Genomic DNA, 26,768 nt, shown 5'->3' with positions numbered 1-26,768 from the left:
GGGGGCGGGTCACCGCTTCAGGGAGATGGTGACGGCCTCGCCGTCGTCATCGTCGCCCGCGCCCCCCGAGTCGCGCCGCACCTTCCCGTCGCCGCCCACCCGCAGTGAGGTCGGCTTGGTCACCGCCGGGGGCGTGGCGTCCTCGGCGACGTTGACCATGCTGTGCGCCGCCATCACCATGTACTCCCAGAGCTGGCGCTCCAGGGCCTCGGGCAGGTCGAGGGAGTCCACGGCGTCACGCATGTGCCTGAGCCACAGGTCGCGCTCGGCCGCTCCGATCCGGAACGGCACGTGGCGCATGCGCAGGCGCGGGTGGCCGCGCTGCTCGTTGTAGGTGCGGGGGCCGCCCCAGTACTGGATGAGGAACAGGCGCAGCCGCTCCTCGGCGGGGCCGAGGTCCTCCTCGGGGTACATGGGCCGCAGCACGGGGTCGTCGGCGACGCCCTCGTAGAAACGGCGGACCAGGCGGGTGAAGGTCTCCTCACCGCCCACGGCCTCGTAGAACGTCATTCGCACGGGCTCTTCGCCCGCGCCCTGGTGGTCATCACGCGCGGAAGTCATCGACCCCAGGGTATGCCACGCCCGAGCCCCCTCCCGGGGGCCGTCCCCGAGGGGAACAATCGGAAGGCCCCGCCGCCCGGAGGTCTCCGGTCGGCGGGGCCTGTCGACGGGCTCGCGACTAGTCGCGGGTGAGCTTGCGGTGCGTGACCGCGTGCGGGCGCGCGGCCTCCGGGCCGAGGCGCTCGACCTTGTTCTTCTCGTAGGACTCGAAGTTGCCCTCGAACCAGAACCAGGAGGAGCCGCCCTCCCAGGCCAGGATGTGGGTGGCGACGCGGTCCAGGAACCAGCGGTCGTGGGAGGTGATCACGGCGCAGCCCGGGAAGTCCAGGATGGCGTTCTCCAGCGAGCCGAGGGTCTCGACGTCCAGGTCGTTGGTGGGCTCGTCCAGGAGCAGCAGGTTGCCGCCCTGCTTGAGGGTGAGCGCCAGGTTCACCCGGTTGCGCTCACCACCGGAGAGCACACCGGCGGACTTCTGCTGGTCCGAGCCCTTGAAGCCGAAGGCGGCGACGTAGGCGCGGCTGGGGATCTCGACCTTGCCGACCTCGATGAAGGTCTCGCCGTCGGAGATGGTCTCCCAGACGTTCTTGCTGTCGTCGATCCGGCCCCGGTACTGGTCGACGTAGGAGATCTCGACCGTCTCACCGACGGTGATCTTGCCCTCGTCGGGAGTCTCCTCACCGACGATCATCTTGAAGAGGGTCGTCTTGCCGACACCGTTCGGACCGATGATGCCGACGATGCCGTTGGGCGGCAGCGAGAAGCTGAGGTCCTCGATGAGCACCCGGTCCTCGAAGCCCTTGGTGAGGTTCTTGACCTCGACCACGGTGTTGCCCAGACGCGGACCCGGCGGGATCTGGATCTCCTCGAAGTCCAGCTTCCGGGTCTTGTCGGCCTCGGCGGCCATCTCCTCGTAGCGGGCCAGACGGGACTTGCTCTTGGTCTGGCGGGCCTTGGCGTTGGAGCGGACCCACTCCAGCTCGTCCTTGAGGCGCTTGGCCTTCTTGACGTCCTTCTGCCCCTCGACCTTCAGGCGGGCCTGCTTGGTCTCCAGGTAGGTGCTGTAGTTGCCCTCGTAGGGGTAGAACTGGCCGCGGTCCAGCTCCAGGATCCAGGTGGCGACGTGGTCCAGGAAGTACCTGTCGTGTGTGATCGCGATGACGGTGCCCGCGTACTTGGACAGGTGCTGCTCCAACCAGTTCACGCTCTCGGCGTCCAGGTGGTTGGTGGGCTCGTCCAGCAGCAGGAGGTCGGGGGCCTCCAGCAGCAGCTTGCACAGCGCCACGCGGCGCTTCTCGCCACCGGACAACTGGGTGACGGAGGCGTCCCCGGGCGGGCAGCGCAGCGCGTCCATGGCCTGCGCCAGCTGGCTGTCCAGGTCCCAGGCGTTGCGGTGGTCGAGCTGCTCCTGGAGCTTGCCCATCTCCTCGAGCAGGTCGTCGGAGTAGTCCGTCGCCATCTGCTCGGCGATCTCGTTGAAGCGGTTCAGCATCGCCTTGGTCTCGGCGACACCGTCCTCGACGTTCTCCAGGACCGTCTTGCTCTCGTCGAGCCGCGGTTCCTGGGCGAGCAGACCCACGGTGAACCCGGGCATGAGCCGCGCCTCACCGTTGGACGGTTGCTCGATGCCGGCCAGGATGTTCAGCAGCGTCGACTTACCCGCACCGTTCGGGCCAACGACACCGATCTTGGCTCCGGGCAGGAACGACCCCGAAACGTTGTCAAGGACGACCTTGTCGCCGTGCGCCTTGCGCACGTTTTGCATGGTGTAGATGTACTCCGGCATGCCTCCAAGCCTAGGGCGTCCCGGCCGGTGCCCCCGCCATCAAGGGGGATCGGGACGGGCCTCCTTGACCCCGGACCGCGCCCGAGGACCACCGCTCCGGAGACCATCGCCCACGTCAGCGGCGCGGCCCGCCAGCACCACCGCGCGTGATGGACCGGCCACAAGGAGAAGCGTGAGAGCCCGACATCCGCGCAGCCCTCACCGGAGCTGCCCGCCCCGCACCCGTGCAGGGGCCGCTCTCCCCAGGGAACGAACCGGACGGCCCTCATGCACCGCCCGCGTCTGCCTCGTCGTCACCACCTCCGGCGGTGACCTCACCGAGGGCACCTGACTACTCCGGCGGGTTCTACCCCTTCGACACGAAGGATCGGAACCGGGCCCGCGAACCCCTCTCCCCGCGACCTCGTGCGACCGGCTCACCACCCGGGAGCACCTGCCCACGTGCTCGACGCGGGAACTGCCCCTTCGACACGAAGAATCGGGACCGAGCCTGTCCCCCGCGAGCCCCTCTCCCCGCGACCTCGTGCGACCCGCTCACCACCCGGGAGCGCCTGCCCAGGTGCTCGGCGCCGGATCTCTCCGGCTCCTCGGCAGCGTCCCCGTCCTGGGTACGGGAGGCCAGGAACCCCCGCCACCGCTCGGCGGGCAGGCCCGTCTCCAGGGCGCGGGCCATGAGCACCGCCATCGCGTACCCGGGCTCCGCCTCCAGGGCCGCGTCCACGGCCGCGCGGGCCAGGTCGAGGTCGTCGTGCTGCCAGGCGGCCACGGCCAGCAGGGCGGCCGGGGCCGCCCGGTGGCGCTCCGGGACGTGGCGGACCACCCGGGACCAGAGCCGCACGTGGACCGCCGCGGTTTCCGGTGTGATGCGGGTCCACACCGCGTCCCGCACCGGGACGCGGGTGAGGTGGACGCCCAGCCGGGCGAGGGCCTCCGGGGCGGTGACGCGGTTCCGTGCCTCCTCGCGCAGGGCCTCCAGCACCGCGGCGGTGTGCCGTTCCACCTGGTCGGCGCCGCTCAGGCGCGCCTCCTCCGAGGCGGCCGCCTCGGCCACCTCGGACCTCACCGATTCCTGCACGGGCTCCAGCAGGAACCCGACCCGCGCGGAGGGGTCCCGGCCGACCGGCACCAGCCCGCGCACCACCGCCCCGGCCGGAACCGGGGACGCGTTCGGGTCGAAGCGCCTCCCCTCGGCGGGGCAGCAGTCGGGGTCACGGCAGAGGTAGGACCAGTAGCGGTCACCGGTCACGCGCAGCGCCTCCAGGACGGGGAGTCCCCGGGCACGGGCCTCGCGCAGGAGCGCGCGCACGTGGGGGGTGATCCGCGCCGAGTGACCGAAACCGGCCACCAGCAGGGCGCCGCCGCCCTCGCCCAGGGAGGCGTCCACCGCCGCCCGGCCGCTGCGGTCCGGGGTGAGTACGTGGTCCAGGTGGTCGAGTCCGCCGTACAGGACCCCGAGGACGCTCTCCTCCCTGAGCACCAGGGCGACCACCGCGTCGTCCAGGGGTTGGTGCACCAGGTAGGGCAGGGCGGCGAGCAGGTCCGTGGGGGTACGCAGGCGCAGGGGCGCGGAGGTGGGGTCGTGGGGGCCGGAGGTGGGATCGTGCTGTTCACCGGGCATGGTTCCACGTTCGGTCACCGGGGGTGACGGCGCAACCGGTCGGCGCGGACCTGTGGACAACCGGTCAGGAGGGCTCGCCCGGGCTGTTGGCGGAGTCCGTGACCTGCCCCTCCCGGGGGCCGGGGATCTGCCCGGTCACCTCGGGGCGTCCGGCGGGCAGGCACACGCGGTCGCGACCGGTCTCCTTCGCCCGGTAGAGCGCGAGGTCGGCCGCGGTCAGCAGTTCGACGAGGTCGTTGCCGTGGTCACCGGAGACGGCCACCCCGATGGAGATGGTGATGGAGACCTGGACGTCGTCCACGGCGATCTCCATCCGCCCGACCTGCGAGCGGAGCCGTTCGGCCGCCTGCCAGGCCTCGGTGGTGTCGGCTCCGGGCAGGAGGACCACGAACTCCTCGCCGCCGAACCGGCCGAGCAGGTCCGACTGGCGCAGCTGTTGGGCGATGGTGGTCGCCACACCCAGCAGGACCTGGTCACCGAAGAGGTGGCCGTAGCTGTCGTTCACCCGCTTGAAGTGGTCGATGTCCACGATGAGCACCGCCGCCCGGCCGCGCGTGGAGCGGGCCCGGATGATCTCGGCCGCCGCCTCCTGCTCCCAGGTCGGGGCGTTGAGCAGACCGGTCTTCGGGTCGGTCCGCGCGGCGGTCTGGAGCTGCTGGTAGACCAGGCTGCGCTGGAGCAACAGGACCGGCGGAACCGCGATGACCAGGAGGAACATCGACAGCTGCGCGAGGATGGCGACGGTGACGCCGACACATAACTCGGCGGAGTCCACCAGGAAGGCCTCCCGGTCCCACATGGTCCGCACGCTGTCCGACCCACCGCTGAGCCTGGTGCCCAGGAACACCAGGAACGTGTTCATGACGGTGAACCCCGCGCAGCAGGCCAGGGCCAGGCTCACGCCGCTGAGGGAGAGCAGGGACTCGTGGGCGTTCGGGAGTCCGCTGATCCCGGCGAGCAGTCCGCCCTGCGAGCCGTGCCAGACCACCGAGGCGAAGAACCCGGAGACGCCGATGGAGGCGGCGTTGAACACGCGCCGGTGCGGCAGGGTGCGCCTGCTCCGGCGCTGGAGCAGCAGGTAGGCGGGGACCGGGATGAGGAGCGAGTACACCGGGGGCAGCAGGAGCATCGCGGGGAACCACCAGGCCCCCAGCAGGTCACGGGTGATTCCGGCGGGGAGGTCGATCCGGCGGATCGCCTCGACGCACACCACCGCGGAGATCACCAGGGCGAGGAACAGGGAGAGGTCGGAGACGGTGGGAACCGTCTGCGCGGCGGCCACCCCGAAGAGGAACAACGCGACGAAGACCAGCAGGAACAGGAAGAGGACCATGCCCAAGGGCTGCTGGAAGACCGGCCAGGAGCGACGCTCCCCGAAGGGGACGCCCTCGGCCGCCATCGGCTTCTCCGAGATGCTCACCGTTCCCTCCTCCCTCCCTGTGTCACCCGCGGTCTTCGGACCCCCGCACCCGACTCTGATGCGCTCACCGCCTCTCACGGTTCTCCCTTCGACGAACCGGACTCGCCCCGCGTTCCCTCGCGGTGCCACTCGGTGACCAGGGACCCCGCATCATCCCTGGTAGGCGACTGGGAAGTACACCCCCTCACTTTACATTACTTTGGGTAATAACTTAATCGCCTATTGTATGTGACCCGCAGGCTGAGGCTACCTTAGTGGTCACCCTGTGTTCCAGGGGGGTTGGTTAGCGTCACGTTGTAGGGCATCCTGCCAGAGGGCATCGCCGGTCTCGGCAAGACGCCGGCCGGTCCGTCTGTCGCTGTCTGTCCGCCGTGCCGACCGCCCGATGATCCAGTAGTTCTCAGCACTCAACCGAAGGAGCGCCACATGGCCAAGAAGGTCGTCAACTGGACGTAGGTCCCCCTCATTGACACACGACGGGGACCGGCGGTCCATGCCACCAGTCCCCGTTCACCGGGTCGGCCGGGGTTGGTCCCCGACCGGCCCTCCTGTTGTCCGGTTCCGGCCCCGTCGCTCCACCCGGTCCGGGTGGAGCGACGGGGCCGGGGCTCAGTCCTGGGTCCGCGCCACCTCGTAGGCGGCCCGGAAGGCCCGGTACCGGGCCAGTTCCTCCTCCATCGGCGCCACGACCCGCAGCCCGGCGATCTCCCGCACGCGCGTCTGGGCCGTGCGCTCCACCTCCTCGCGGCGCTGGACGGCGGCGACCTCCACGAGGTTCCCGCAGCCCACCCCGGTCAGCCAGCCCACCAGGAGCCCGGCCACGACCACGGCGCCCGCGTAGGCGGCGAAGATCGGATCGTCGAACACCCGCAGCCCGGTGATACCGCCGCCGAGCCAGCTCAGCAGGGACACCACGGCCCAGGCGAACCCGGCTCCGGCCACCGCGAGCAGCGCGTACTGCACGGTCCGGGCCATCCGCCACCAGGAGGGGCTGCGGTCGGGGTCCCCGACCGCGCCGGAGACCGCCTCTCCGAGTTCGCCCGGCAGTTCGGCCATGCCGCTGCGGGCCGCCGCGCGCATCCTGCGGCGCCACGGACCGGGCATGCCCTCGGACACCTCGTCCGCCGCCTCACCCAGCGCGGTCTCCAGTTCGGCCTCGTGCGCGTCCACCGGTCCGCCCACACCCGATTCGTCCCGGCGCAGGAAGTCCAGCTGGACGGCGGCGAGCGGGTCCTTGCGCAGCTTGGCGGCCCGGCGGGCCACCGGCCAGCCGACCCTGCGCCTGCCCCGGCGCACGTCGTTGGTCTCCACGACGTCGGCGACGGCCGTGACACCGGCGGCGTTGGCCAGGCCCTCCTGCACCTGGGACCGCACCTGGGCGGAGACCGTCGCGGGGACCTCCCCCTCGCCGTAGAACTCCTCGAAGGGCGCGATCACCTGGTCCAGGTCCGCGACCAGGCGGTCGACCAGGGCCCGGCGCTCGACGACCGTCTCCCCCAGGAACTCCTTCACGTCGCGGATGCCCTGCCCGGTGACGGTGGAGGTGGTGATCACCCTGGGGTGCACCCCGGACTCCGTCTCCAGGAGGCGGCGCAGGTCGGTGAGGAGCTCCTCCAGCTCGTCCGGGGCCACCCGGTCCACCTGGTTGAGCACGGCGACGGTGACCGCTCCGTGCCCGGCCATCTTGGCCAGGTAGCGGTGGTGGACGGCGGCGTCGGCGTACTTCTGCGGGTCGAGCACCCACACGAGCAGGTCCACCGAGCCGATGAGCCGGTCGGCCTCGGCGGTGTGCAGGCTGCGGACCGAGTCGTGGTCGGGCAGGTCGAGCAGGACCAGCCCGGTCAGCTCCGAGTTGCTGGTGTCCAGGACCCCCGTGCGCGAGTGGCGGTACCGGGTGGGCACGCCCAGCCAGCTGAGAAGCGCGTCGGCGCCCTCGTGCCCCCACACGCAGGCGTGCGCCTTGGAGGTCGTGGGGCGGGTGACGCCGGTCTGGGAGAGTTCGAGCCCGCAGAGGGCGTTGAACAGCGAGGACTTGCCGCTTCCAGTGCCCCCGGCCAGCGCCACCACCGTGTGGTCGCCGGACAGGCGCAGGCGGGCCCCCGCGTGGTCGAGCAGCTGTCCGGCCTGGCCGAGGACCTTCTCCGGGAGGTCGCCCTGGCCGAGCTCGGTCAGGGTGCTCAGGGCGTCGAGCCGCTCGATGAGCTCGGCGCGGCTGGTGGTGCTGGTGGGTTGCCAGTGGTCGCCGCTGGTGGGGCGGTACTCCTCGTCGTCCTCCTCGGAGGCGGAGCCCTCGGGGTCGGACGCGGAACCGGGGTCCGGTTCGGGGGCGACGGTGTCGGCACCGATCGCCCGGAAGGCGCCCGAGACCGCTGAGGGCCCGGGAACCCGGCGGGGCAGGGGTTCGGGGCCGTCGTCGGCCTCCTCCGCCCGTTCCGAGGCCTCCGCGGACGGCTCGGACTCCCCGGACTCCTCGGTGGGGGCCTCGGGGCCCTTCGGGACCGTGGTCGTGGGCACGGCACCGGTGCCGTCGCCGTCGAGCAGGTCGAACCCGGTGTCGGCGGCCCCCTGGGGAGCGGCCGCGGCCGGTTCCCCGCCGTCCGCCTCCACGGTGGCGTCGAGGGCGCCCTCGTCCTCCGGTTCGGGCACCCAGGTGGCGGTGGAGGGTCGAGCCGGACCGGGCGCCGGACGGGAGGTGTGCCGACGCGGCGCCCCCTCCTCGCCCTCGGGGTCCCGTTCGTCCTGCTCGTGTCTGTCCGCTTCGGCACCGTCACGACCGGTGTCGATCCGGTCCCGCCTGCTGCGCGCGCGATCGCCGCGTTCGCCCTCGACCCGGTCGCGTCTGCCGCGCGTGCGCCCCTCCCGGGCGCCCTCGCTCCGGGTGTGTTCTCCCTCGTCCTCGGGGCGTTCGGTCTCCGGAGTGACCACCGGGAAGCTGCCCGTGTGGCGTCCGGCGATCCGGGTGTCGTCGGCCGCCTCGGTGAGACTGCCGACCCAGCCCGCGAGGCCGTCCGGGTCGTCGTGGTCGTCGTCGCCCTGACGGCGTCGCTGCGCGGCCCCGTTCGCCTCCGTGTCCTGGACCGCCGGGGAGGAGGAACGCGCGTGGCGTCCGAACCTCCGCTGGCGGGCCCCGGCCGACTCGGCGGACTCGGAGCGGGAGTCGGTCGGGGCGGCGCCGTCGTCGGTCCCCGCCCCCTCCTCGTCCGTGCCCCCCGAGGGGGCCGTCCTCTGGGAGGCGGCCTGCACGGCCCCGGCTCCGGACGGGTCCGGGTAGCCGGTGATCCCGTCGTAGGCGGGCGGGTCGTAGGCGGAGTTCTCCTCGGCCGCCCGCTCACGCTCCTCGGCGTGCTCGGGATGCTCGGGTACCGGCATCGTGTAACCGCGCCAGGGGCCGCTCTGGTACGGGGTGGGCTCCTCGTCACCGGCGGGCCGGTCGGGGCCCTCCGACGACGAGGGACCGTCGTTCCAGGGGCCGCCCGCGGCGGAACCCCGTGCGGCGGAGCCGCGCTCGCCCGCACCCCGCCCGGCGGGCGCGCTCTCGCGCTCCTCGCCCTCGGCTCGGTTCCGGTCCGGGCCGGTGCCACCCGCGTGCGCGGGGTTCCACTGAGTTGTCATCGTGCGATCTCAAGGTTGTACGTGGCCTGATAGAGCTGGACGGCGCTGTCGTCGGACGGGATACCCGCCTTGGACAGGGCGTGGTCGAAGGGCACGCGCTCCTGGGAGAGCAGCCCGAGGACCCGCTGGCGCAGGTTCTCCCGCGCCGACCCGCCGATGCTGCGCAACGACTGGGCACCGAACAGCCCCTTGAGCAGGCGCTGCGGGGATGGGCCGGAGGTGGCGGCCGCGTGGGCGCCTCCTCCGGAGTGGGAACTCTCGAAGCCGAGCAGGTCGATGATCAGGACCAGGGCGACGACGTCGTGGTCGAAGGTGACGAACCGGGCCACCGACCGCTTGGTGGCGCCGTTGGCCGCGGTCATCTCCGCGATCTCGCGCTGCCACTCGGTGATCTCCTGGCGCACCTGTTTGGCGAGCAGGCCCCTGCCGGGCTGGTCGAGGGCGCGGTCCGCGAGGTCACCGCCACCGGGGACCTCCCGCCACTGCTCCTCGATCCGGTCCCAGGCGCGGTCGTTGGCGGAGACCACCAGGGCCTCCAGGGAGTCGCGGACGGCACGCTCCAGGGCGCTGACCCGCTGGCCGCGCTCGGCCTGTTCGGCGCGGCCCTTACGGGCCTTCTTGCCACGCAGGCGCAGGCTCTTGGCGAGCTCTCCGCTGGCCGAGACCTCCTGCCACCGGGCGAGGAGGGAGCCGCGCAGAAGGGAGCCGTCTCCCAGGGCGGTGTCGATCCGGTCGGTCGCGCCCGCGTAGGCGTCGTCGACGGAGGCGCCCAGCGAACGCCCGGTCTCGATCTGTACCTCGACCTGGCGGGCGAGCTCGGGGACACGGGAGCGGAAGCTGTCGATGACCCCGATGAAGGTGCGGCGGGAGACCCGGTCGCGCTGCTCGGCCTCGCCAGCCACGTCCGCCAGGTACTCGCGGATGTGGTCGGCCACGTTGGAGGTGAAGCGCTCACCCTCGATCTGGTCGGTCTCCGGGATCGCGAAGCGCGCGGCGGTGCCCAGACCGTTGGCCTCCAGCATGGCGCCGAAGTGGTCCAGGAGCTGGCGGCGTCCCTTGCGGGGCACGCGGGAGAGCACGACCGCCAACGAGGTGTCGCGGTCCCGGGCCACCTGGAGGAACTCCCACACGCGGGCGTCCGCGTACCGGCCGGAGGTGGTGACGAAGACCCACAGGTCGGCCGCGTCCAGGAACTTGGCGGCGAACTCGTGGTGCGCCGCGACGGCGGAGTCGACGTCGGGCGTGTCGAGCAGGGCCACGCCCGGGGGCATGGCCTCGGTCGCGGCGAGCACCAGCATGCCGTCCTTGCCGGGCATGGCCAGACCCTGCTGGCGCACGCGGGGCAGGGACGGGATGAACGACGCCTCGCTGAACCAGTCCACGTCCACCGGGTTGCAGGCCAGCACCGGGCTGTTGGTGGTGGGCCTGCGCACGCCGGTGGTGGTGACCTGCTCACCGACCAGGCTGTTGACCAGGGTCGACTTGCCCGCGCCGGTCGAACCGGCGACGGCGATGAGCAGCGGGATGTCGGGGCGGCGCACGCGGGGCAGCACGTAGTCGGAGAGCTGGGCCAGGACGTCGGCCTGGAGGACCCGCCCCTCCTCGGCTCCGGCCAGCCCCTCGGCGAACTCCAGGTCCCGGATCTGCTTGCGCAGCGACTCCAGGACCTGCTCGAAGCGGTCGTCCTCGTTGGTGGGGGCGCGGTGCTTGGCGGGCCTGACGGGCACGGGGACGGTGGGTCCCCGGCGCTCGCTGTCAGGGACTCCGGCCAGCGGCGCGGATGCGGGGCCCGGTGCGGCGGGCGGGGCGGAGGCGGCGTCCGGTCCGGTTCCGAACCGGTCCGAGGCACCGTCGCCCGAGGCGTTCGGTGCGGCCGACGGCCGGGTCATGATCGGTATGCCCTCCTCATCGGTACTGGGAATCCCCCGGCGGCGCGGCTCGCGCGCACCGCCACGGGGGTCTCACTGAAGATCGCGCCCGGTGGCCAGTCGATCGGTCTCGAACTGGACTCCCGTGTGCAGTATGTCAAGATCCCGCGCAGTTTTGACCACTTCTCCGATGATCACCACGGCGGGCGGCCGCACTTGGGCCGATCGGACCGAGGCGGCGATGTCCGCCAGCGTACCCGTCACCGTTCGCTGACCCGGCAGCGTGGCCTCCTGGACCACGGCCACGGGCGTCTCCGGGGAGCGCCCGTGCCCGACGAGGGCGGCGGCGATGGCCTCGATGCGCTGGACGCCCATGAGGACGACCACGGTCCCGCCCGCCCGGGCCAGCCCGGCCCAGTCGACGGTGGAGCGTTCGTCACCGGGGGCGACGTGCGCGGAGACGACGTGCACGTCCTGCGCCACCCCCCGGTGGGTGGCGGGGATCCCGGCGCTCGCGGGCCCGGCCAGGGCGCTGGTCACACCGGGGACGACGATCACCGGGATCCCGGCGGCGGCGCACGCGGCTGCCTCCTCACCCCCGCGCCCGAAGAGGAAGGGGTCTCCGCCCTTGAGACGGACCACGAACCGGCCCTCACGGGCCCGTTCCACGAGGACGGCGTTGATGTCCTCCTGAGTCATGGAACGGCCGTAGGGGATCTTGGACGCGTCCACGATCTCGACCTCGGAGGGGAGGCGGTCCAGGAGCGGGGTGGGGGCGAGGCGGTCCACCACCACGACGTCGGCCTGGGAGAGGAGCTGCTGGCCCCGGACCGTGATGAGCCCGGGGTCGCCGGGGCCGCCGCCGACGAGGGCGACGCCCCGCAGGCGTTCGCGACCGCGCCGGGCGTCCAGCGTGCCGTCGGCGAGGCCGTCGACCACGGCGTCCCGCAGCCCGGCGGAGCGGCGGGGGTCGCCCGAGGCGACGACGCCCACGGTGACGCCGTTGGCGGAGCCGCTGGCCGGGGTCCAGGCGGAGGAGGCGTGGCGGTCGTCGGCGCGCACGCACCAGATCCGGGACGCCTCGGCCTCCTCGGTGACGGCCGCGTTGGTCTCCGGGGAGTCAGTGGCGGCGTGCACGAGCCAGAAGGCGGGGGCGTCGGGTCCGCTGACGTCCCCGGGCCGCCAGGCGCGGCGGAGCCAGGTCAGGCGCCCGGCGTCGGCGAGGTCCTCCAGCGCGGCGGACACCTCGGGGGAGACCAGGGTGACGCGGGCACCGGCCTCCAGCAGGACGGGGACCCGGCGTTGGGCCACCCTCCCGCCTCCGACGACGAGGACGTCGCGGTCCCGCATGCGCAGGCCCAGGAGATAGGTCACGGATCGCACCCCTTCGGTCGTCCGCACCGGCCCCCGGCTCCGTCGGCGGGGTGCGCGCGCGGACGGGCCCGGCGCGCCGCCAGCGATGTTCGGTGATGGCTCCAAAGTAGCTTGTCAACGCGGCATCACGTGGAGGTAAAGGGGTGGCTGCGGACCGGAGTGACGCGTGCCGCATCAGCGGCCCCGGGACGCGCCTGGAAGCGGGCCCGGCGTGCGCTCCTCCGTAGCGGGCCCGGCGTGCGCACCTCCGTAGCGGGCCCGGCGTGCGCACCTCCGTCACCACCCCCGACCGAGGGGACCCCGCCACCTCGTCGGTGGCGGGGTCCCGTCGTCTCACCGGGCGCCCGGTCCTCCGGTCACCGGCGGGTGGTCACACCGGCGGTGTCGAAGGTGGCGACGTTGCGCAGCGCACGCACCGAACCCTGGAGCAGCGGCAGCGCGAGCAGGGCGCCGGAGCCCTCGCCCAGACGCATCTCCAGATCCACCAGGGGTGTGAGGCCGAGGTGTTCCAGGGCGATGGCGTGGCCGGGTTCGGTCGACCGGTGGCCGGCGAAGCAGGCGCTCAGGGAGTCCGGCGAGATGGCGGCGGCGGCGAGCGCGGCCGATCCGGCGATCACACCGTCCAGGAGGACCGGGACCCGCAGCGCCGCTCCGCCCAGGACGAACCCGGCCAGCGCGGCGTGCTCCAGACCGCCGAGCGCGGCGAGGGTCCCGATCGGGTCCGCCTCGTCCACCGGGTTGGCCTTGAGGGCCTGGCGGACCGCCTCCACCTTGCGTTCGTAGGTCGGGTCGTCCACACCGGTCCCCCGACCGGTCGCCGCAGCGGGGTCGGCTCCGGTGAACGCGCAGATCAGGGCGGCGGCCGGGGTCGTGTTCCCGATCCCCATGTCACCGGTGACCAGGCAGCGGTTGCCCGCCGAGACGAGGTCCCGGGCGATCTCGATACCGCCCTCCAACGCCTGGAGGGCCTGGTCACGGGTCATCGCCGGACCCTGGGTGAAGTCGGCCGTCCCGCGCGCGACCTTGCGCGGCAGCAGGCCCGTGCCGCGCGGCAGGTCCCCGACCACGCCGACGTCGACGACGGTCACCTCGGCGCCGACCTGCTCGGCGAAGGCGTTGACCACGGCCCCGCCGTCGAGGAAGTTGCGCACCATCTGCGCGGTGACCTCCTGCGGCCATGCGGTCACCCCCTGGGCGTACACCCCGTGGTCACCGGCGAACACCGCCACGGCGGCGGGTTCGGGCACCGGCGGCGGGCACTCCCCCGCCAGTCCGGCGAGCCGTACCGAGACCTCCTCCAGCACGCCGAGGGAGCCCTGCGGCTTGGTCATCCGGTCCTGTCGGTCCCTGGCCTCCTCCACGGCTCGGGCGTTCAGCGCTCCGATGGCGGTGATGGTCTCCTCCAGCAGGGTGGTCGGCTCCTGGCCGGGCAGACCTCGGCGCCCGTAGCGGTCGCGGTGCACGGCCCAGGACAGGGGGCGGCCCCTGGCCCAGCCGGAGAGGCCGAGTTCGGGTTCGGTGGGGAAGTCCTCGACGTAGCCGACGCACAGGTACGCGACGAGTTCGAGGTGGGAGGGGAGTTCGAGGACGCTGGCCGCGTCACGTTCGTCGGTGAAGGCGACCCAGCCGACGCCGAGCCCCTCCGCCCGGGCGGCGAGCCAGAGGTTCTCCACGGCGAGGGCCGCGGAGTAGGAGGCGGGTTTGGAGTGCCGTCCGGGGCTGTGCGGGCCGCGGCTGGGGTCGACGGTGACCGCGACGTTGATCGGGCTCTCCAGCACCGCCTCGACCTTGAGCCCGGAGAACGCCTGGGCGCGCGTGCCGGGCCGGGTGTGGCCCTGGGCCTCGCGCTGGACCCGGGCGAGCTCGCGCACCCGCGCCCGGATCTCGGGGTCGTCGATGACCAGGAAGTCCCACGGCTGCGTGTGTCCGACGCTCGGGGCCTGGTGCGCGGCCTCCAGGACGCGGGTGAGGACGTCGTCGGGGACCGGCTCGGGCAGGAAGCCCGTCCGGACGTCCCGTCGGTCGCGGATGGCGCGGTAGACGGCGGCGCGCTCGGCGTCGTCGAAGGCGTGGCCCGCGTCGCTCCAGACGTCGTCGCCGGGGGTGCCCGGCGCTTCGGAGGGCTGCTCGGCTCCCCGCGTCTCGGCGTTCAGCGCCTCACGGGCGGCCTGGATGGCGGGGACCAGGGCCGGGGCGGACGCTGTCTGGGGATCCTCCGGTTCGGTCCGCGGGTGCGGACCCGAGTGCTGCGGTACCTCCAGGGGCGCCGCTGCTTCGTGTGCGTGCACGGTGTCGCTCTGCTTCGGTTCGGTGGCCGCGCGGTTCTCGTCCGCGGGGCCGGGGTGCGTGATGGGCTCGGGCCGCTCGGTCCCGGTCCGCGAGGCCTCTGGGGTCGCGGATCCGGGCTGGGGGGCTTCGGCCGGGGTGGGGGGTTCGGGTTGCGCGGGGCCGGAGTGGCGGCTGCCCGAGCGGAAGGGGATGACGTTGAACCGGGGGTCGCGCTGAGGGGCGACGGGGGGCTCGTGGGTCTCGGGCCGCGTCGGCCGTGGTTCGGGCTGGACCGGTCCGCTCTGGGGCGACCCGGTCTCCGGGTGGGCCTGGTGCCTGGCCTGCTGCGGCCGTGTGGTGAAGGCCGTGGGTGCCGGAGCCGGGGGCGAGGGCTCGACGGCGGAGTGGTGGCCGGGCGGGGGCGGCGGAAGCTCCGACCCCGGGAACGAGCTCCGGAAGGGGTTGTGCTGCGGCGCGACGGCTCTGGGGTCGCGCGCCTGGGCGCCCTTGCCGCTCTCGGGCAGTCCGTCCAGGAGGCCGCCGAGGCCGGGCAGGGGGCCGCTGCCCCGTTGCCACGCGCCCTCCTGCTCACCGCGACGGAGGTCCTCGCGGTCGTCGTTGGTCATGGTCGCTCCCCGAAGAAGAGAAGAGAAGAAGAGGTCAGTGAGCTGCCCGGTTCCACCTGGTCCGTTACGGATTCGGACCAGCGTAGTCCGCGGCGGTCATGCCGCTCGCACGGGTCCCCCCGACCCGGCGCGGCTCGCCCCGGCCGAACTGCCGGGGTCCTCAAGTCACCATCAACTGTGCCAGAGTCCGTGTCGGCGCGGGCTGTGTACGGGAGTCGCGGTCCGCGACCGGAGGGGTTTCGGGCCCCGTTCGGGCCCGGGATCGGCCCTTCCGGAGTGGGGCGCGGGTGTCGCGACGCGCCCCTGACTACGCTCGCGAACCCATTCTGACCTGGAGAAACAACGGAACCGGGCATCGGCCACCCCCCTCGCCACCCCGCTGCGCGACGACTCGAACACCCTCCGTGCATTTTCTGGTTCTCAGATCCAGGTATCGGCCCAGGAGAGGGCTTTCGGTTCGTGGAGGAGCACCGTTGCGGCCAGGACCGGACCCGGCGACACGGCTCATGGCGGGGCCCGGCGCCCGCGCGGCGGGTGTCGGGCGTCGAAGGGCTGTGGCACGCTCTTCCGTACCCGAACGCCCCTGACCCCGGTATCCGCCCCCAGTAGAACGGAACGGACCCTCCATGCGACGGCGTCACTTCCTCGCCGGTGCCACCACCGTCACCGGCCTGTCCGCGCTCGCCCCCGCGCTGCCCGCCTCCGCCAGCGCCTCCGCGCGGACCGCCGCCGAGCCGACCACGGACGCCCTGACGGCACCCAGGATCCTCGCCGAAGAGGCCCGCGCCACCGGCGCCCTCGTACGCCCCGAGCGCCGCTTCGACGTCGTCTCCGTCTCCCAGGCGCCCGAGGCCGTCTCCGAGAACGCCGCCGTGCGCTTCGAGACCGCCGACGGAGCCCTGGGCGACTGGCAGGACCTGCACTTCCACACGGCCGGACCCGAGCACCTGGCGCCCACGGCCTCCGCCACGGCGCGGGCGCCCGAGGGCGCGACCGGCTACGAGGTGCGCGGCACGGACGGCGCCGACCTGACCGCCGTGAACCTGCACGACGGCGAGGAGCTGCGGTTCGGCGGCCGGGAGCGGGTGTCCCTCTCGGCCGAGGACGAGGGGGTCACCACCCTCACCGGCGGCACCACGCTGCGGGTCCGCACCCGGGCGGGGTGGGGCGCCGACGAGTCGCTGCGCTTCGACGGGGACGGCAACGACCTGTGGCCGGCCCGGTTCCACCGTGTGCAGGCGCTGACCGTGCACCACACGGCGATGGCGACCACCGGGGACCACGCGGCGGACATGCGGGCCGTCTACCACCTGCACGCCGTCCAGCAGGGGTGGGGCGACGTCGGCTACCACCTGCTGGTGGACCCCGAGGGCACGGTCTACGAGGGACGCCACTCGGGCGGCGGCCTCCCGATCTTCCGAGGGGTCCCCCTGCCGGGCCTGGCCGAGTCGGTGACGGCCGGCCACGCGTTCGGGGTCAACCACGGCAACATCGGCGTGTGCCTGCTCGGGGACTTCACCGACGGGCTGCCGACCCAGGCCGCCCAGGACTCCCTCGTGGACGTCCTGCGGGTCCTGTGCGCGCTCACCGGCGTGGACCCGTCCGAGCGGATCGAGTACGTGCACCCGGACACCGGGGCGGCGACCGGGCAGGAGGCCGTGGCCCGGCACCGGGACTGGCTCCAGACCGAGTGCCCCGGTAACGCCTTCTCCGAGGCGTTCGACACGGTCATCCGCCAGCGGGTCGCCAGCGGCCTGCTCTGAACCCGCGCGGTGGCGGGGCGTTCCGGCGTCCCGCCACCGGATCGGGCGGGTGCGGGGGACGGCGGCCCGCCGCTCCACGCACCCGTGGGACGCGTATCTTGATCGGTGCCCGGAACGGCCGTTCGTACGCAACAGGGGGATCACTCGCATGGCCACCGTCCAGAGCGCTCCGATCATGCCCGCGGTGATCCTGGAGACCGAGCGCCTGCGCCTGCGGTCCGTGCTCGAACGGGACATCGACGACGTGTACGCCTCGTGCGTGGACCCGGAGCTCCAACGATGGATTCCGCTGCCCGCGCCCGGACTGCCCTACACGCGGGAGTCGGCCGAGCACTTCTGCCTGAGCCTCGCCCCGGCCATCCGTACCGGCGGCGACGGCCAGCACTGGGCGGTGGTGGACCGGGAGACGGGTCGGCTCACGGGATCGGTGGCGCTGCTGCGCACGCAGTGGGCGGCCATGGTGACCGAGATCGGCTACTGGATCTCCCCGTGGGGCCGGGGCCGTGGGCTGGCCACCGAGGCCGTCGTGGCGGTCTCCCGCTGGGCCCTCGGCCAGGGGTTCCAGCGCGTGGAGCTCAAGGCCGCCACCGGGAACACCGGCTCCTGCCGGGTGGCCGAGGCCGCCGGGTTCCGGCGGGAGGGCACCGACCGGAACGCGATGCCCCTGCACGAGGGCCGTTCCGACCTGGCCTCGTACGGTCTGGTCCCCGGCGACGTCAGCCTCGGCGAGGGGCTGCCTCCCCTACCCGACCGGGTCGGGCCGTGACGGCCGCCGGTACGGATGGCCGACCCGGCCGCCTCCCACGGTTCCCCGGCCCGACCGCACCGGAACCGGTGGCGTCCGCTCAGCCCCAGACGCGGCTGAGCGACCACTCCCCGGTGGTCGTGTCGTGCCGGAGTTCGTACACGCCCTGTGCGTAGGCGGAGCCCGCCTCGACCCGCCAGTGTCGGCGTTCGGGCACCTGGGACCCGTTGCCGGGTGTCCAGTCACGGCGCAGGGTGACCCAGTGGTCGATGATCCTCCGCACCCCGTACACGCGGCCGTCCCAGGTGAACCGGGTGGGTCGGCCCCCGTCCTCGACGACCGTGACCTTCGCCCCGAAGTACCGTCCCACGACAGTTCCCCCCAGCATCGACCGACTCCTTCTGGCTGGTGTCCGGCGGCGCGGGATGGCACACCGCCGGAGCGCCCGTCCGTGGGGAAGTACGGCCAGGCGTTCGAACAAGTATTCGAATCCTAGCGAAAGCGGGGGTTCCGTGGAACTGTTTCCGCGTTCCCGACATCACTTCCGGTAGCACCCCGAGTGCCCGAACCCCCGTTGTTCCGGTCGCATCCGGGACCGTGCCACCCTCCATCTCCTTGATCGGACGTCCGTCAAAGACCTCGACCGGCCCCCGGGCCCGCACACCCCCGACCACCGCTCCCACCCCCCGCGCGCCCTGACCCGACCGCGCGGAGCCACCCGCCCAGCTCCGTATCGGCCCAGTTCCGGCCGGGTTCCGCGCCCGGAACGGCCGAGAAGAACCGGAACGCGTCGGCGTGTCGAGATCGGTACGCTGTTAGACGCGAATCACACGATCCATACGAGGGACCCCCAACTGTGACGTCCAATGGACACGAAAGCGGCAAACCCCTGCGCGCCGGTGACCCGCGCGAACTCGACGGCTACCGCATCGTCGGCCGTCTGGGACACGGCGGCATGGGCACCGTGTACCTGGCCAGGGACGCCGCCGACCGTGCCGTGGCCGTCAAGCTGATCCGCCCCGACCTGGCCGACGACGAGTCCTTCCGGCTGCGCTTCGCCCGTGAGGTCGCCTCCGCCCGCCGGGTCGCCCGCTTCTCCACCGCCGGGGTCATCGACGCCCGGCTGGAGGGTGAACCCCTCTTCATCGTCTCCGAGTACGTGCCGGGCCCCAACCTGGACGAGGCGGTCCGGGGCGGCGAGCCGATGCACGGAGGGACGCTGGACGGACTGGCCATGGGTGTCGCGGCGGCGCTGACCGCCATCCACGGTTCGGGGATCGTGCACCGGGACCTCAAACCCGCGAACGTGCTGCTGTCCCCGGTCGGCCCGAAGGTGATCGACTTCGGGATCGCCCGCGCCCTGGACGACGCCAGCGGTGCGGTCACCCGCTCCAGCCAGCTCATGGGCACCCCCTCCTACATGGCGCCGGAGCTGATCCTGGGCGAACAGGCCACGGCCGCGGCCGACGTCTTCGCGTGGGGATGCCTGGTGGCCTTCGCGGGCATCGGCCGGGCGCCCTTCGACGCGGGTACCGTTCCCGCGGTCCTGCACAACATCTCCACCGCGTCGCCCAGGCTGGACGGGCTGGACGCCAGCCTGGTGGACCTGGTCACCGCGGCGCTGGACAAGAAGCCCGAGAACCGTCCCACCTCCCAGCAGCTGCTGGCCCACCTCACCGGCCAGCAGGACCCCGAGGAGGCGGAGGTGCGGCGGACGATCACCACCTCGTGGGCGCCGCCGAGCAGCACCCCGGTGCCCGGGCGACCGCCGGAGCCCACCGAGCCGGTTCTCCGGGAGCAGGTCCCTGTCGAGGGCGCCACCACGCCGCCGGACGGCCAGCCGTCGGCCTCCGACCCGAGCGCCGCCCCGCCGCACACGCGGGCGTACCCGCCGCCCACGGCGCAGCAGGCTCCCCCGGCCCACCAGGCGCCTGAGTCCCAGCAGACGCAGCTCCACCAGGCCCCGTTCCCACCGCCCGTGCCACCCGGGGAACACCCGCAGCAGTACCCCCAGGGGCACCTCCCCCCACAGACACCGCCGTCCGGTCCTCAGCAGGGCGGATACGGCCACTACGGACCGAGCGGCGGCCACCCGCCGCCGCACCACGGCGCCGGTCACGGCTCCGCGCCGCAGGGCGGGTACGGTCCGGGCCAGTACCAGCAGCCCGTGTCGGGGAACTCGCCCTCCCACGGGGTGCCCGCCCACACCGGCCACGCCGGGTACGGTCCCCCCAACGGACCCAACGGACCGGGTCAGCCCCCGGCCCCTCCCCGGGGCGGGGACCCGGGCCGCCGCCGCAAGGTGATGCTCATCGGCGGTGCCGCCCTCGCGGTGGTCCTCGTCGCGGGGGTGGGCGCGACCGTCCTGCTCTCCCGTTCGGACGACCCGCCGACGGACACCACCAGCATCTACGTCACGGACTTCGCCACGGACCCCGCGTGGTCGGACACCCGGACCTTCGACCCCCAGGACCCGGACTACTCGGACGGCTACTGGGCCGAGGAGAAGGCCGTGGTGTTCCAGCTCGACCCCACGATCTACACCTCCCGGGGCACGATCGTCCCCTACGACAGGGAGACCCCGGACCGCGTCCTCATCAGCACCAACCTGGTGCCGATCCAGGGCCCCGCCGAGTCCAACCTCGGCGTGCGCTGCTGGGACCAGGAGGGCGAGGACGAACGCACCATGTACGAGGCCCTGCTGCGCTTCGACGGCGCCCAGGCGCAGATCCGCCGGGTGACGGAGGAGAGCGGGGACACCGCGATCGCCGAGACCACCGAGGTGGCCGGGTTCGAGCCCTTCGACCTCCACAACGAGGAGTCCGCGGTCGAGGGCCTGCCCTATGACGTCCGGGTCGAGGACCTCGTCACCAACAACCTCAAGTTCGCCTGCGAGTACGTGGCCGAGGAGGGCGAGGACCCGTACATGGACCTGCGCATGTGGGTCAACGACGAGCTCGTGCTCTCCGCCACCGACCAGCAGCCGCTGCCCGACGACGGCGACCTCGACGACGAGGAGCGGCGCAGGGTCGGCGTCGTCATGCGCCCCGGCGCGGGCACCGAGCCGATCGCCGCGCTCTACACGGACTACGCTCTCCACAGGATCAACGTCGACGGCTGAGCCGGGTCTCCGAGGCGGGCGCTCCGAAGGCCGCGCCCCGGCCCCGGCGGTGTCCCGCCCCCTGAGGAGAACCATGCGCGTGATCGTGATCGAGGAGTACGGCGGACCCGAGGTCCTTCGGGTGACCGAGGCCGAGAGCCCCGCTCCGGGGCCCGGTGAGGCACGCGTGGACGTTGAGGCGCGAGGCGTCAACTTCATCGACGTCTACCAGCGCTCGGGCGCCTACCAGGTCCCGCTCCCCTACGTCCCCGGGATGGAGGCCGCCGGAACGGTCTCCGCTCTGGGCGAGGGCGTCACCGACCTCCGGGTCGGTCAGAGGGTCGCCTGGGCGATGGCCCCGGGCGGGTACGCCGACCAGGCCGTGGTCAGGGCGTCCCTGCTCGTCCCGGTCCCCGACTCCGTCAGCACCGAACAGGCCGCCGCGCTCATGCTCCAGGGCATGACCGCCCACTACCTGACCCACGCGGTCCACCCCGTGGCCGAGGGCGAGACCGTGCTGGTGCACGCCGCCGCGGGCGGCACCGGGCTGCTCGTCACCCAGCTGGCCAAGGCGCGCGGCGCCCGGGTGATCGGCACCGTGTCCACCGACGAGAAGGAGCGGATCGCCCGGGAGGCGGGCGCGGACGAGGTCATCCGGTACACGCGGACCCCGGTGGCCCCGGCCGTCCGGGAGCTCACCGGCGGCGAGGGCGTGGCGGCGGTCTACGACGGCGTCGGCCGCGACACCTTCGACGCCAGCCTGGAGTCCCTGCGCCCACGCGGAGTCCTGGCCCTGTTCGGGCAGTCCAGCGGCGCGGTGGAGCCCGTGGACCCGCAGCGGCTCAACAGCGCGGGCTCGGTGTACCTGACCCGGCCCTCCCTCGCCTACTTCGTGGCCGACCGGCAGGAGCTCCTGGGTCGCGCGGGCGACCTGTTCTCCCTGGTGGAGAAGGGTGGCCTGGACGTGCGGATCGGCGGCCGCTACACCCTGGAGGAGGCGGGCGCGGCGCAGTCCGCCCTCGCCTCGCGGGGCACCACCGGCAAGCTGCTGCTGGTCTGATCCCGCCTGGCGGGCAGGGCGACGGCGGGCCCCCGGCACGGAGGCCCGCCGTCGTCCGGCCACTCACTCCTGTTCGCGCGGCTCCGGAGGCGTTCCCATCCGCGCACCGGCCTTGCGCACGTCGTCGCGCGCGTCGGCCACGGCCTGCTCAGCGGCCTCCGCGGCCTCCTGCGCCGCCTGCGCGGAGGCGGAGGCCTGGGCCGGGTCCGGGCCGGTGATCTGCGCCGGTCCGCCCGACTCTCCCTCCTGGGCCTGTTCCTTCGTGGTGGAGGGCGCGGTCATGGCGGCGTCCCCGGCGAAGGCGTGGCTCACGTTCTTCACCGCTTCGGTCAGCTCGCCCGGGATCACCCAGAAGGTGTTGCCCTCGCCCTCGGCCAGGCTCGGCAGGGTCTCCAGGTACTTGTAGGCGAGCACCTTGGCGTCGGCGTTGTTGGTGTGCACGGCCTGGAAGACGCGTTCGATCGCCTTGGCCTCGCCGTCGGCCCGCAGGATGGCCGCCTGCTGGTCACCCTGGGCCTCCAGGATGGCCTGCTGACGCGCTCCCTCCGCCTTGAGGATGCGGGCCTGCCGCTCACCCTCGGCGTGCAGGATCGCCGCCCGCTTGTCGCGGTCGGCCCGCATCTGCTTCTCCATCGCCTCCTTGATGGTGGGCGGCGGGTCGATTGCCTTGATCTCGACCCGGTTGATGCGGATGCCCCACTTGCCGGTGGTCTCGTCCAGGACCCCGCGCAGCCGGGTGTTGATCTCCTCGCGCGAGGTGAGCGTCTTCTCCAGGTCCATGGAGCCGATGACGTTGCGCAGCGTGGTGACGGTGAGCTGGTCTATGGCCTGGATGTAGTTGGCCACCTCGTAGGCGGCGGCCTTGGGCTGGGTCACCTGGTAGTAGAGGACGGTGTCTATGTTGACGACGAGGTTGTCCTCGGTGATGACCGGCTGGGGACGCGAGGTGAAGACCTGTTCACGCAGGTCGAACTTGGTGTTCACCCGGTCCACTCCCGGGATGATGAAGTTCAGTCCCGGGTCGAGGGTGCGGATGAAGCGCCCGAAGCGCTCGATGTTGTAGGCGCGTGCCTGCGGGACGATCCGGATCGCCGACAGGGCGACGGCTACCAGCAGGACGGCGAGGATGATGAGCGGTATCGCAGATTCCATGTTCCGCACCTCGTCCGGGGATGTGGCTGTGGTCTTGGTTCCGTGTTCGGTTCGGGAGCTCGCGCGGCTCGGCGGGGTCAACCGCGCCCACTCCGGTCAGTCCTGGTCGGGACGGTTCCGTTCGGGCAGTTCGGGGAGGCCCGGCAGGGCCTCACGCGGGTAGACGACGGCGGTCGCGCCGTCGATCTCCATGACGTCGACGTGCGCCCCCACCGGGATCACCAGGTCCTCGTCCAGACTGCGTGCCGACCACTCCTCTCCTTGGAGCTTGACCCTCCCGCTGTCGGCGTCCACCTCCTGGAGCACGACGCCGGAGCGGCCCACCAGCGCGGCCGTGCCCGAGCGGACGTCCGGGCCGCGCCTGAGCTGGCGGTCCATGATCGGTTTGACCAGGATCAGCCCGGCGGCGGACGCGGCGGCGAAACCGATGATCTGCACGACCACCGGAAGGCCGATGGCGCCGAGGATCCCGGCGACGAGCGCGGCGGCCGCCAGGAGTCCCAGCACGAAGGTCAGGGTGAGGAACTCGGCGACCCCGAGTCCGGCCGCGAGAATGATCCAGATCAGCCATGCAGGCATGTTCCCGTGGCCCTCCCGCTGTGGTTTCGGGTAGTCCTTAAGCTACCCACACAAACCCGTCACACCACAAGATCCCCTTGACGGATGCACGATCGCGGCCCGCGACTCCCCCGTCGCCGGGGGTCGCGGGCCGCGTCCGTCACCGCCGGGGGCGGTACCCGGTCACCTGCCGCCGGAGAACTGGTAGACGAGCTGGTAGGTGGGCCTGTTCTGCCAGGCGATCGGCCACATGTTGATGCCGCCCACCGCCTGGTGGATCACGGTGTCCGCGCAGAGCTGGTCACCGGCCGAGCAGTGGCCGTCCCCGGGGTAGACGTCGCCCGCCGGGGTGGCGGCGGCCTCCGCGAGGCTGTCCAGCAGTACCGTGCGACAGGAGTCGACGTCGCCCTCACCGCAGTAGACCTGGTCTCCGAGGGTGCCGTCCACCTCCTGGCCCAGGACCGAGCGCAGGTCCTTGTGCACGTAGGACCACCAGCCGTACTGGAACGCCGAGCCCCGGTGGGCCTGGCTCTGGTTGACGCTGCCGGGAGTCCCGCCGCCAATCGCCCCGGAGGGAGACTCGTCGGGTTGGGCGGCCCGGGTCAGCTGCGTGTACAGGTCCTCGCCCAGACCGGGCTCGAACTGCGCCCGGACCAGCAGCGGCCACCAGGCGTCCAGCACGCGGATGGCGTCCGCGTGGTCGTAGTACCCGGCGTCGCGCTGGGGTTCGCGCCGCAGGGAACCGGACTCGGTCCAGGCCCGCAGCGACGCGACCGTCTCCGCCAGCTCCGGGTCGTCCACGGCCTCGGTGTCGATGACCTCCAGGAGCAGCGGGAGGACCTGTTCGGCGCGCAGGTCCGCGACCCCGGCCTCCATCATCGTCGCGGTGAGCGAGGCGGGCGTGAACCGGTGCCCGTCCCCGATCAGCCCGGACACCCTGGCGTCCAGCAGGTCGTTGCGGTGCACCGACCCCGTGGACCAGCCCGAGGTGTACCCCTGCGCGGGCTTGTTGTTCCAGTTGACGATGTAGTCCGGGTTGATCTCCTGCGGGTGGTCGGACTGCGGGTGGTACTCGGCCTCGTTCGTGGCCGGGTCCCAGCCGGACCAGCCGGAGCCGGAGTAGGCGTCGATCGGCAGGGTCGGGTTGGTGCCCGCGAGCCGGACCGGGTTGGAACCGGAGTTGATGAAGGCGATGTCCGTGTCGTCCACGTAGTGCCAGTTGAACGCGTACCCGATGTCCTCGGCCGCCCGGGTGAAGGTCTCGGCGGAGGTGACCTGTTCGGGGTCGTTGAACCGCTGGAAGCCGAGGATGGAGTCCACCTCGCGCATGTAGGTGGACCGCAGCTCGGTGAAGGCCACCGGCGCCCCGTCCACGGTGGCGAACGACCTCACCAGGCCGAACTCGGACCGCAGGGAGGTCAGGGTGTAGCCCCCGGCCGGGGTCCCGTCCGCGATGGTGGGCGTCCAGTCGTTGCTGACGCTCAGCTCCTCGAACTCCGTGCACCCGCCCGAGGAGTCCACGTAGGCGCGCGAGGAGGTCGACGGGTCGGAACCGTCGGTCTCGCACAGCTCCACCGCGAAGGTGTCGGTGATGTCCTGGCCCGCCGAGGTGGCGCTCCAGGCGTAGTCGGCGCCGCGGCCCATCTGGACGTAGAAGCTCACGCCCGCGAAGGAGGCGCCCCGGGCGCTGATGCCGGGCCCCTGGAGTTCCTGGAGCATCAGCAGCTGCGGTGAGAAGTAGCCGGTCTGCGGGCCCATCACCGCGACGGGGTTGCCGCTGTCGGTGTGCTGACCGGAGACCAGCAGGGCGTTGGACATGCCGCGCGGGTCGAGGAAGCCCTCGGGCAGGACGCCGTCGTCGAAGATGCCCTCGGCGGCGGACAGGTCGCCCTCCTCGACCATCTGCTCCAGCTCGGCCTGCTGCTCGTCGGAGAGCTCCTCCACGGTCGGGGCGTCCGCTCCGGGCGCCTCGTCCTGTTCGGCCTCGGCCCGCTGCGCCGTGGCGGCCGCGGACCCGTACTCGTCGTGGACGATGCTGTAGGGCTCGACGGAGCCGTCGTCCGGAACGACCTCGCCCACCGGGTCGTCCGGGGTCTGGGCGTAGGGGAACTCGCCGTCGACGCTGACCACGGCCTCGGGGTCGTTCTCCATGCGCCAGGCGTGCCAGAGTTCCAGGCCCTCCTCGGCACCGTAGCGGTCCTGGAAGTTGGCCAGCACGACCGCGGCCTGGACCTCGCCGCCACCGCCCCCGCCGAAGATCCCGCCGACCATCGCGGCGATGCCCACGACGTCCGTGGGGGTGAAGGGCTCGATCTCCCCGCCGTTGGTGATGGCGTCCTTGTGGCCCGTGAGGACGTACTCGCCGGGGAAGAACCGGCCGCTGTCCGCCTCGTCGATGTAGGCGTTGACGCCCTCCAGATAGGCGTCGACGTCCGCCAGTGCCTGGGCGCCGCGTTCACCGCTGTCCGCGACCCGGTCGATCTGGGCCTGCTTGTCCTCCTCCGTGTAGGGCGCGGTGCCCCAGAGGTCCTGTTCGAGGCCCCGGTTGCCCTCGGCGCCGCCGGCGAAGGAGGTGAGTTCACCCCGGCCGACCCGGCGCAGGACGTCCATGAGGAACAGTCGGTCCTCACCGGCCGCGTATCCGGCACCGAACATGGTGCCCTCGCGGGTGGTGCCCTGGACGTGCGGGATGCCGTGCTGGCGGTCCCGGGTGATGGTGACGTCGTCGCGCGGCTGGTAACGGCGGTCGACGTCGCCCTCGTCGACACCGAAGCTGGCGTCGATGAAGAAGTCGTCGAGGCTCTCGTCCGTGAGCCCGTCGTAGTGGTGGACGAGGTTGTCGTACATGTCGAGCTGGCTCGACGAGTGCTTGGGCCGGGTGCCGAAGACCTGGTGGCCGAGGATCTCCACCAGTGTGGCGCTGCCGTTCTGGCCCGGCGGGAGGATGTCGAGGCAGGCCCCGGGGGCGCAGTAGTCCTCCGGTGCTGCCAGGGCGGGGGTGGCGGGAAGGGCGGCGACCAACGAGGCGGAGATCGCGAGGGCCGCTCCCGCGGCTCCCATGCGGAGCCGTCGGGGCGGTGCGGGTCGGAGGTACGGGGGCATGTGGGGTCACCACCTGGGGGTGCGGGCGATGGATCAGCCGCATGGTACGTAGAGGTACGCAAAGTGCGAAAGACTTTCACGTTCTTCCACAGAAGCTGGGCCTCGGTACCCGAAAACCCTGGTTTGCAGTGACCCAGGCCACACCTGCGGAAACCCGT

The 26,768-nt window shown here is 72.6% G+C and carries 16 protein-coding genes; 4 read left to right on the top strand and 12 right to left on the bottom strand.

Features of this window, described 5'->3' with window-relative positions:
• Positions 1–9: 9 nt before the first annotated feature.
• The 8 genes from AC0VYM_RS07225 to cobT form a co-directional block, all read right to left on the bottom strand.
• On the bottom strand, positions 10–510 hold the full coding sequence (locus AC0VYM_RS07225) for a globin (protein WP_475460379.1): 501 nt from the start codon (positions 508–510) through the stop codon (positions 10–12).
• 169 nt (positions 511–679) lie between these two features.
• Positions 680–2,344: an energy-dependent translational throttle protein EttA gene (gene ettA, locus AC0VYM_RS07220; RefSeq protein WP_475460377.1), complete on the bottom strand. Its 1,665-nt coding sequence runs from the start codon at positions 2,342–2,344 to the stop codon at positions 680–682.
• Between the two features lie 346 nt (positions 2,345–2,690).
• Positions 2,691–3,962 carry a DUF4192 domain-containing protein gene (locus AC0VYM_RS07215; protein WP_475460375.1) on the bottom strand — a complete coding sequence of 424 codons (1,272 nt, stop codon included), beginning with the start codon at positions 3,960–3,962 and terminating at the stop codon, positions 2,691–2,693.
• A gap of 64 nt (positions 3,963–4,026) precedes the next feature.
• On the bottom strand, positions 4,027–5,382 hold the full coding sequence (locus AC0VYM_RS07210) for a sensor domain-containing diguanylate cyclase (RefSeq protein ID WP_475460373.1): 1,356 nt from the start codon (positions 5,380–5,382) through the stop codon (positions 4,027–4,029).
• A 609-nt stretch (positions 5,383–5,991) separates the two neighbouring features.
• Positions 5,992–8,994, bottom strand: a complete 3,003-nt coding sequence (locus AC0VYM_RS07205) for a YfjP family GTPase (RefSeq protein ID WP_475460371.1) — start codon at positions 8,992–8,994, stop codon at positions 5,992–5,994.
• The gene (locus tag AC0VYM_RS07200) at positions 8,991–10,883 is read right to left on the bottom strand and encodes a GTPase (protein WP_475460369.1); all 1,893 of its coding nucleotides are present in this window, start codon (positions 10,881–10,883) and stop codon (positions 8,991–8,993) included. Before AC0VYM_RS07200 ends, AC0VYM_RS07205 begins: the two co-directional genes overlap by 4 nt.
• A 72-nt stretch (positions 10,884–10,955) precedes the next feature.
• On the bottom strand, positions 10,956–12,236 hold the full coding sequence (gene cobA / locus AC0VYM_RS07195; protein ID WP_475460367.1) for a uroporphyrinogen-III C-methyltransferase: 1,281 nt from the start codon (positions 12,234–12,236) through the stop codon (positions 10,956–10,958).
• Between the two features lie 356 nt (positions 12,237–12,592).
• Complete coding sequence (gene cobT / locus AC0VYM_RS07190) at positions 12,593–15,130, bottom strand: nicotinate-nucleotide--dimethylbenzimidazole phosphoribosyltransferase (protein ID WP_475460365.1); 2,538 nt, start codon at positions 15,128–15,130, stop codon at positions 12,593–12,595.
• Between the two features lie 626 nt (positions 15,131–15,756).
• Here cobT and AC0VYM_RS07185 point away from each other — a divergent pair.
• Positions 15,757–16,893 carry a peptidoglycan recognition protein family protein gene (locus AC0VYM_RS07185; protein ID WP_475460363.1) on the top strand — a complete coding sequence of 379 codons (1,137 nt, stop codon included), beginning with the start codon at positions 15,757–15,759 and terminating at the stop codon, positions 16,891–16,893.
• 148 nt (positions 16,894–17,041) lie between these two features.
• The gene (locus tag AC0VYM_RS07180) at positions 17,042–17,659 is read left to right on the top strand and encodes a GNAT family N-acetyltransferase (RefSeq protein WP_475460361.1); all 618 of its coding nucleotides are present in this window, start codon (positions 17,042–17,044) and stop codon (positions 17,657–17,659) included.
• Between the two features lie 79 nt (positions 17,660–17,738).
• Here AC0VYM_RS07180 and AC0VYM_RS07175 read toward each other — a convergent pair whose 3' ends face one another.
• A complete protein-coding gene (locus tag AC0VYM_RS07175) occupies positions 17,739–18,026 on the bottom strand; it encodes a DUF6504 family protein (RefSeq protein ID WP_475460359.1) in 288 nt (95 codons plus the stop codon).
• A 468-nt stretch (positions 18,027–18,494) separates the two neighbouring features.
• Between AC0VYM_RS07175 and AC0VYM_RS07170 the strand changes: the two genes are divergently transcribed.
• Positions 18,495–20,759: a serine/threonine-protein kinase gene (locus tag AC0VYM_RS07170; protein ID WP_475460357.1), complete on the top strand. Its 2,265-nt coding sequence runs from the start codon at positions 18,495–18,497 to the stop codon at positions 20,757–20,759.
• A gap of 73 nt (positions 20,760–20,832) precedes the next feature.
• Complete coding sequence (locus AC0VYM_RS07165; RefSeq protein WP_475460355.1) at positions 20,833–21,798, top strand: quinone oxidoreductase family protein; 966 nt, start codon at positions 20,833–20,835, stop codon at positions 21,796–21,798.
• 63 nt (positions 21,799–21,861) lie between these two features.
• Here AC0VYM_RS07165 and AC0VYM_RS07160 read toward each other — a convergent pair whose 3' ends face one another.
• The 3 genes from AC0VYM_RS07160 to AC0VYM_RS07150 form a co-directional block, all read right to left on the bottom strand.
• Positions 21,862–22,950 carry an SPFH domain-containing protein gene (locus AC0VYM_RS07160; protein ID WP_475460353.1) on the bottom strand — a complete coding sequence of 363 codons (1,089 nt, stop codon included), beginning with the start codon at positions 22,948–22,950 and terminating at the stop codon, positions 21,862–21,864.
• A 96-nt stretch (positions 22,951–23,046) separates the two neighbouring features.
• Complete coding sequence (locus AC0VYM_RS07155) at positions 23,047–23,529, bottom strand: NfeD family protein (RefSeq protein WP_475460352.1); 483 nt, start codon at positions 23,527–23,529, stop codon at positions 23,047–23,049.
• A gap of 162 nt (positions 23,530–23,691) precedes the next feature.
• A complete protein-coding gene (locus tag AC0VYM_RS07150; protein WP_475462963.1) occupies positions 23,692–26,568 on the bottom strand; it encodes a penicillin acylase family protein in 2,877 nt (958 codons plus the stop codon).
• Positions 26,569–26,768 lie beyond the last annotated feature (200 nt).

This window comes from Nocardiopsis sp. iso_237 (assembly GCF_056173345.1).
This window is presented reverse-complemented; position numbering and strand designations above follow the sequence as displayed.

Excerpts from the sequence above, each read along its gene's own strand:
- AC0VYM_RS07225 (WP_475460379.1), bottom strand. The coding sequence starts at position 510 with ATGACGTTCTACGAGGCCGTGGGCGGTGAGGAGACCTTCACCCGCCTG.
- ettA (WP_475460377.1), bottom strand. The coding sequence starts at position 2,344 with ATGCCGGAGTACATCTACACCATGCAAAACGTGCGCAAGGCGCACGGC.
- AC0VYM_RS07215 (WP_475460375.1), bottom strand. The coding sequence starts at position 3,962 with ATGCCCGGTGAACAGCACGATCCCACCTCCGGCCCCCACGACCCCACC.
- AC0VYM_RS07205 (WP_475460371.1), bottom strand. The coding sequence starts at position 8,994 with ATGACAACTCAGTGGAACCCCGCGCACGCGGGTGGCACCGGCCCGGAC.
- AC0VYM_RS07200 (WP_475460369.1), bottom strand. The coding sequence starts at position 10,883 with ATGACCCGGCCGTCGGCCGCACCGAACGCCTCGGGCGACGGTGCCTCG.
- cobT (WP_475460365.1), bottom strand. The coding sequence starts at position 15,130 with ATGACCAACGACGACCGCGAGGACCTCCGTCGCGGTGAGCAGGAGGGC.
- AC0VYM_RS07185 (WP_475460363.1), top strand. The coding sequence starts at position 15,757 with ATGCGACGGCGTCACTTCCTCGCCGGTGCCACCACCGTCACCGGCCTG.
- AC0VYM_RS07180 (WP_475460361.1), top strand. The coding sequence starts at position 17,042 with ATGGCCACCGTCCAGAGCGCTCCGATCATGCCCGCGGTGATCCTGGAG.
- AC0VYM_RS07175 (WP_475460359.1), bottom strand. The coding sequence starts at position 18,026 with ATGCTGGGGGGAACTGTCGTGGGACGGTACTTCGGGGCGAAGGTCACG.
- AC0VYM_RS07165 (WP_475460355.1), top strand. The coding sequence starts at position 20,833 with ATGCGCGTGATCGTGATCGAGGAGTACGGCGGACCCGAGGTCCTTCGG.
- AC0VYM_RS07160 (WP_475460353.1), bottom strand. The coding sequence starts at position 22,950 with ATGGAATCTGCGATACCGCTCATCATCCTCGCCGTCCTGCTGGTAGCC.
- AC0VYM_RS07155 (WP_475460352.1), bottom strand. The coding sequence starts at position 23,529 with ATGCCTGCATGGCTGATCTGGATCATTCTCGCGGCCGGACTCGGGGTC.
- AC0VYM_RS07150 (WP_475462963.1), bottom strand. The coding sequence starts at position 26,568 with ATGGGAGCCGCGGGAGCGGCCCTCGCGATCTCCGCCTCGTTGGTCGCC.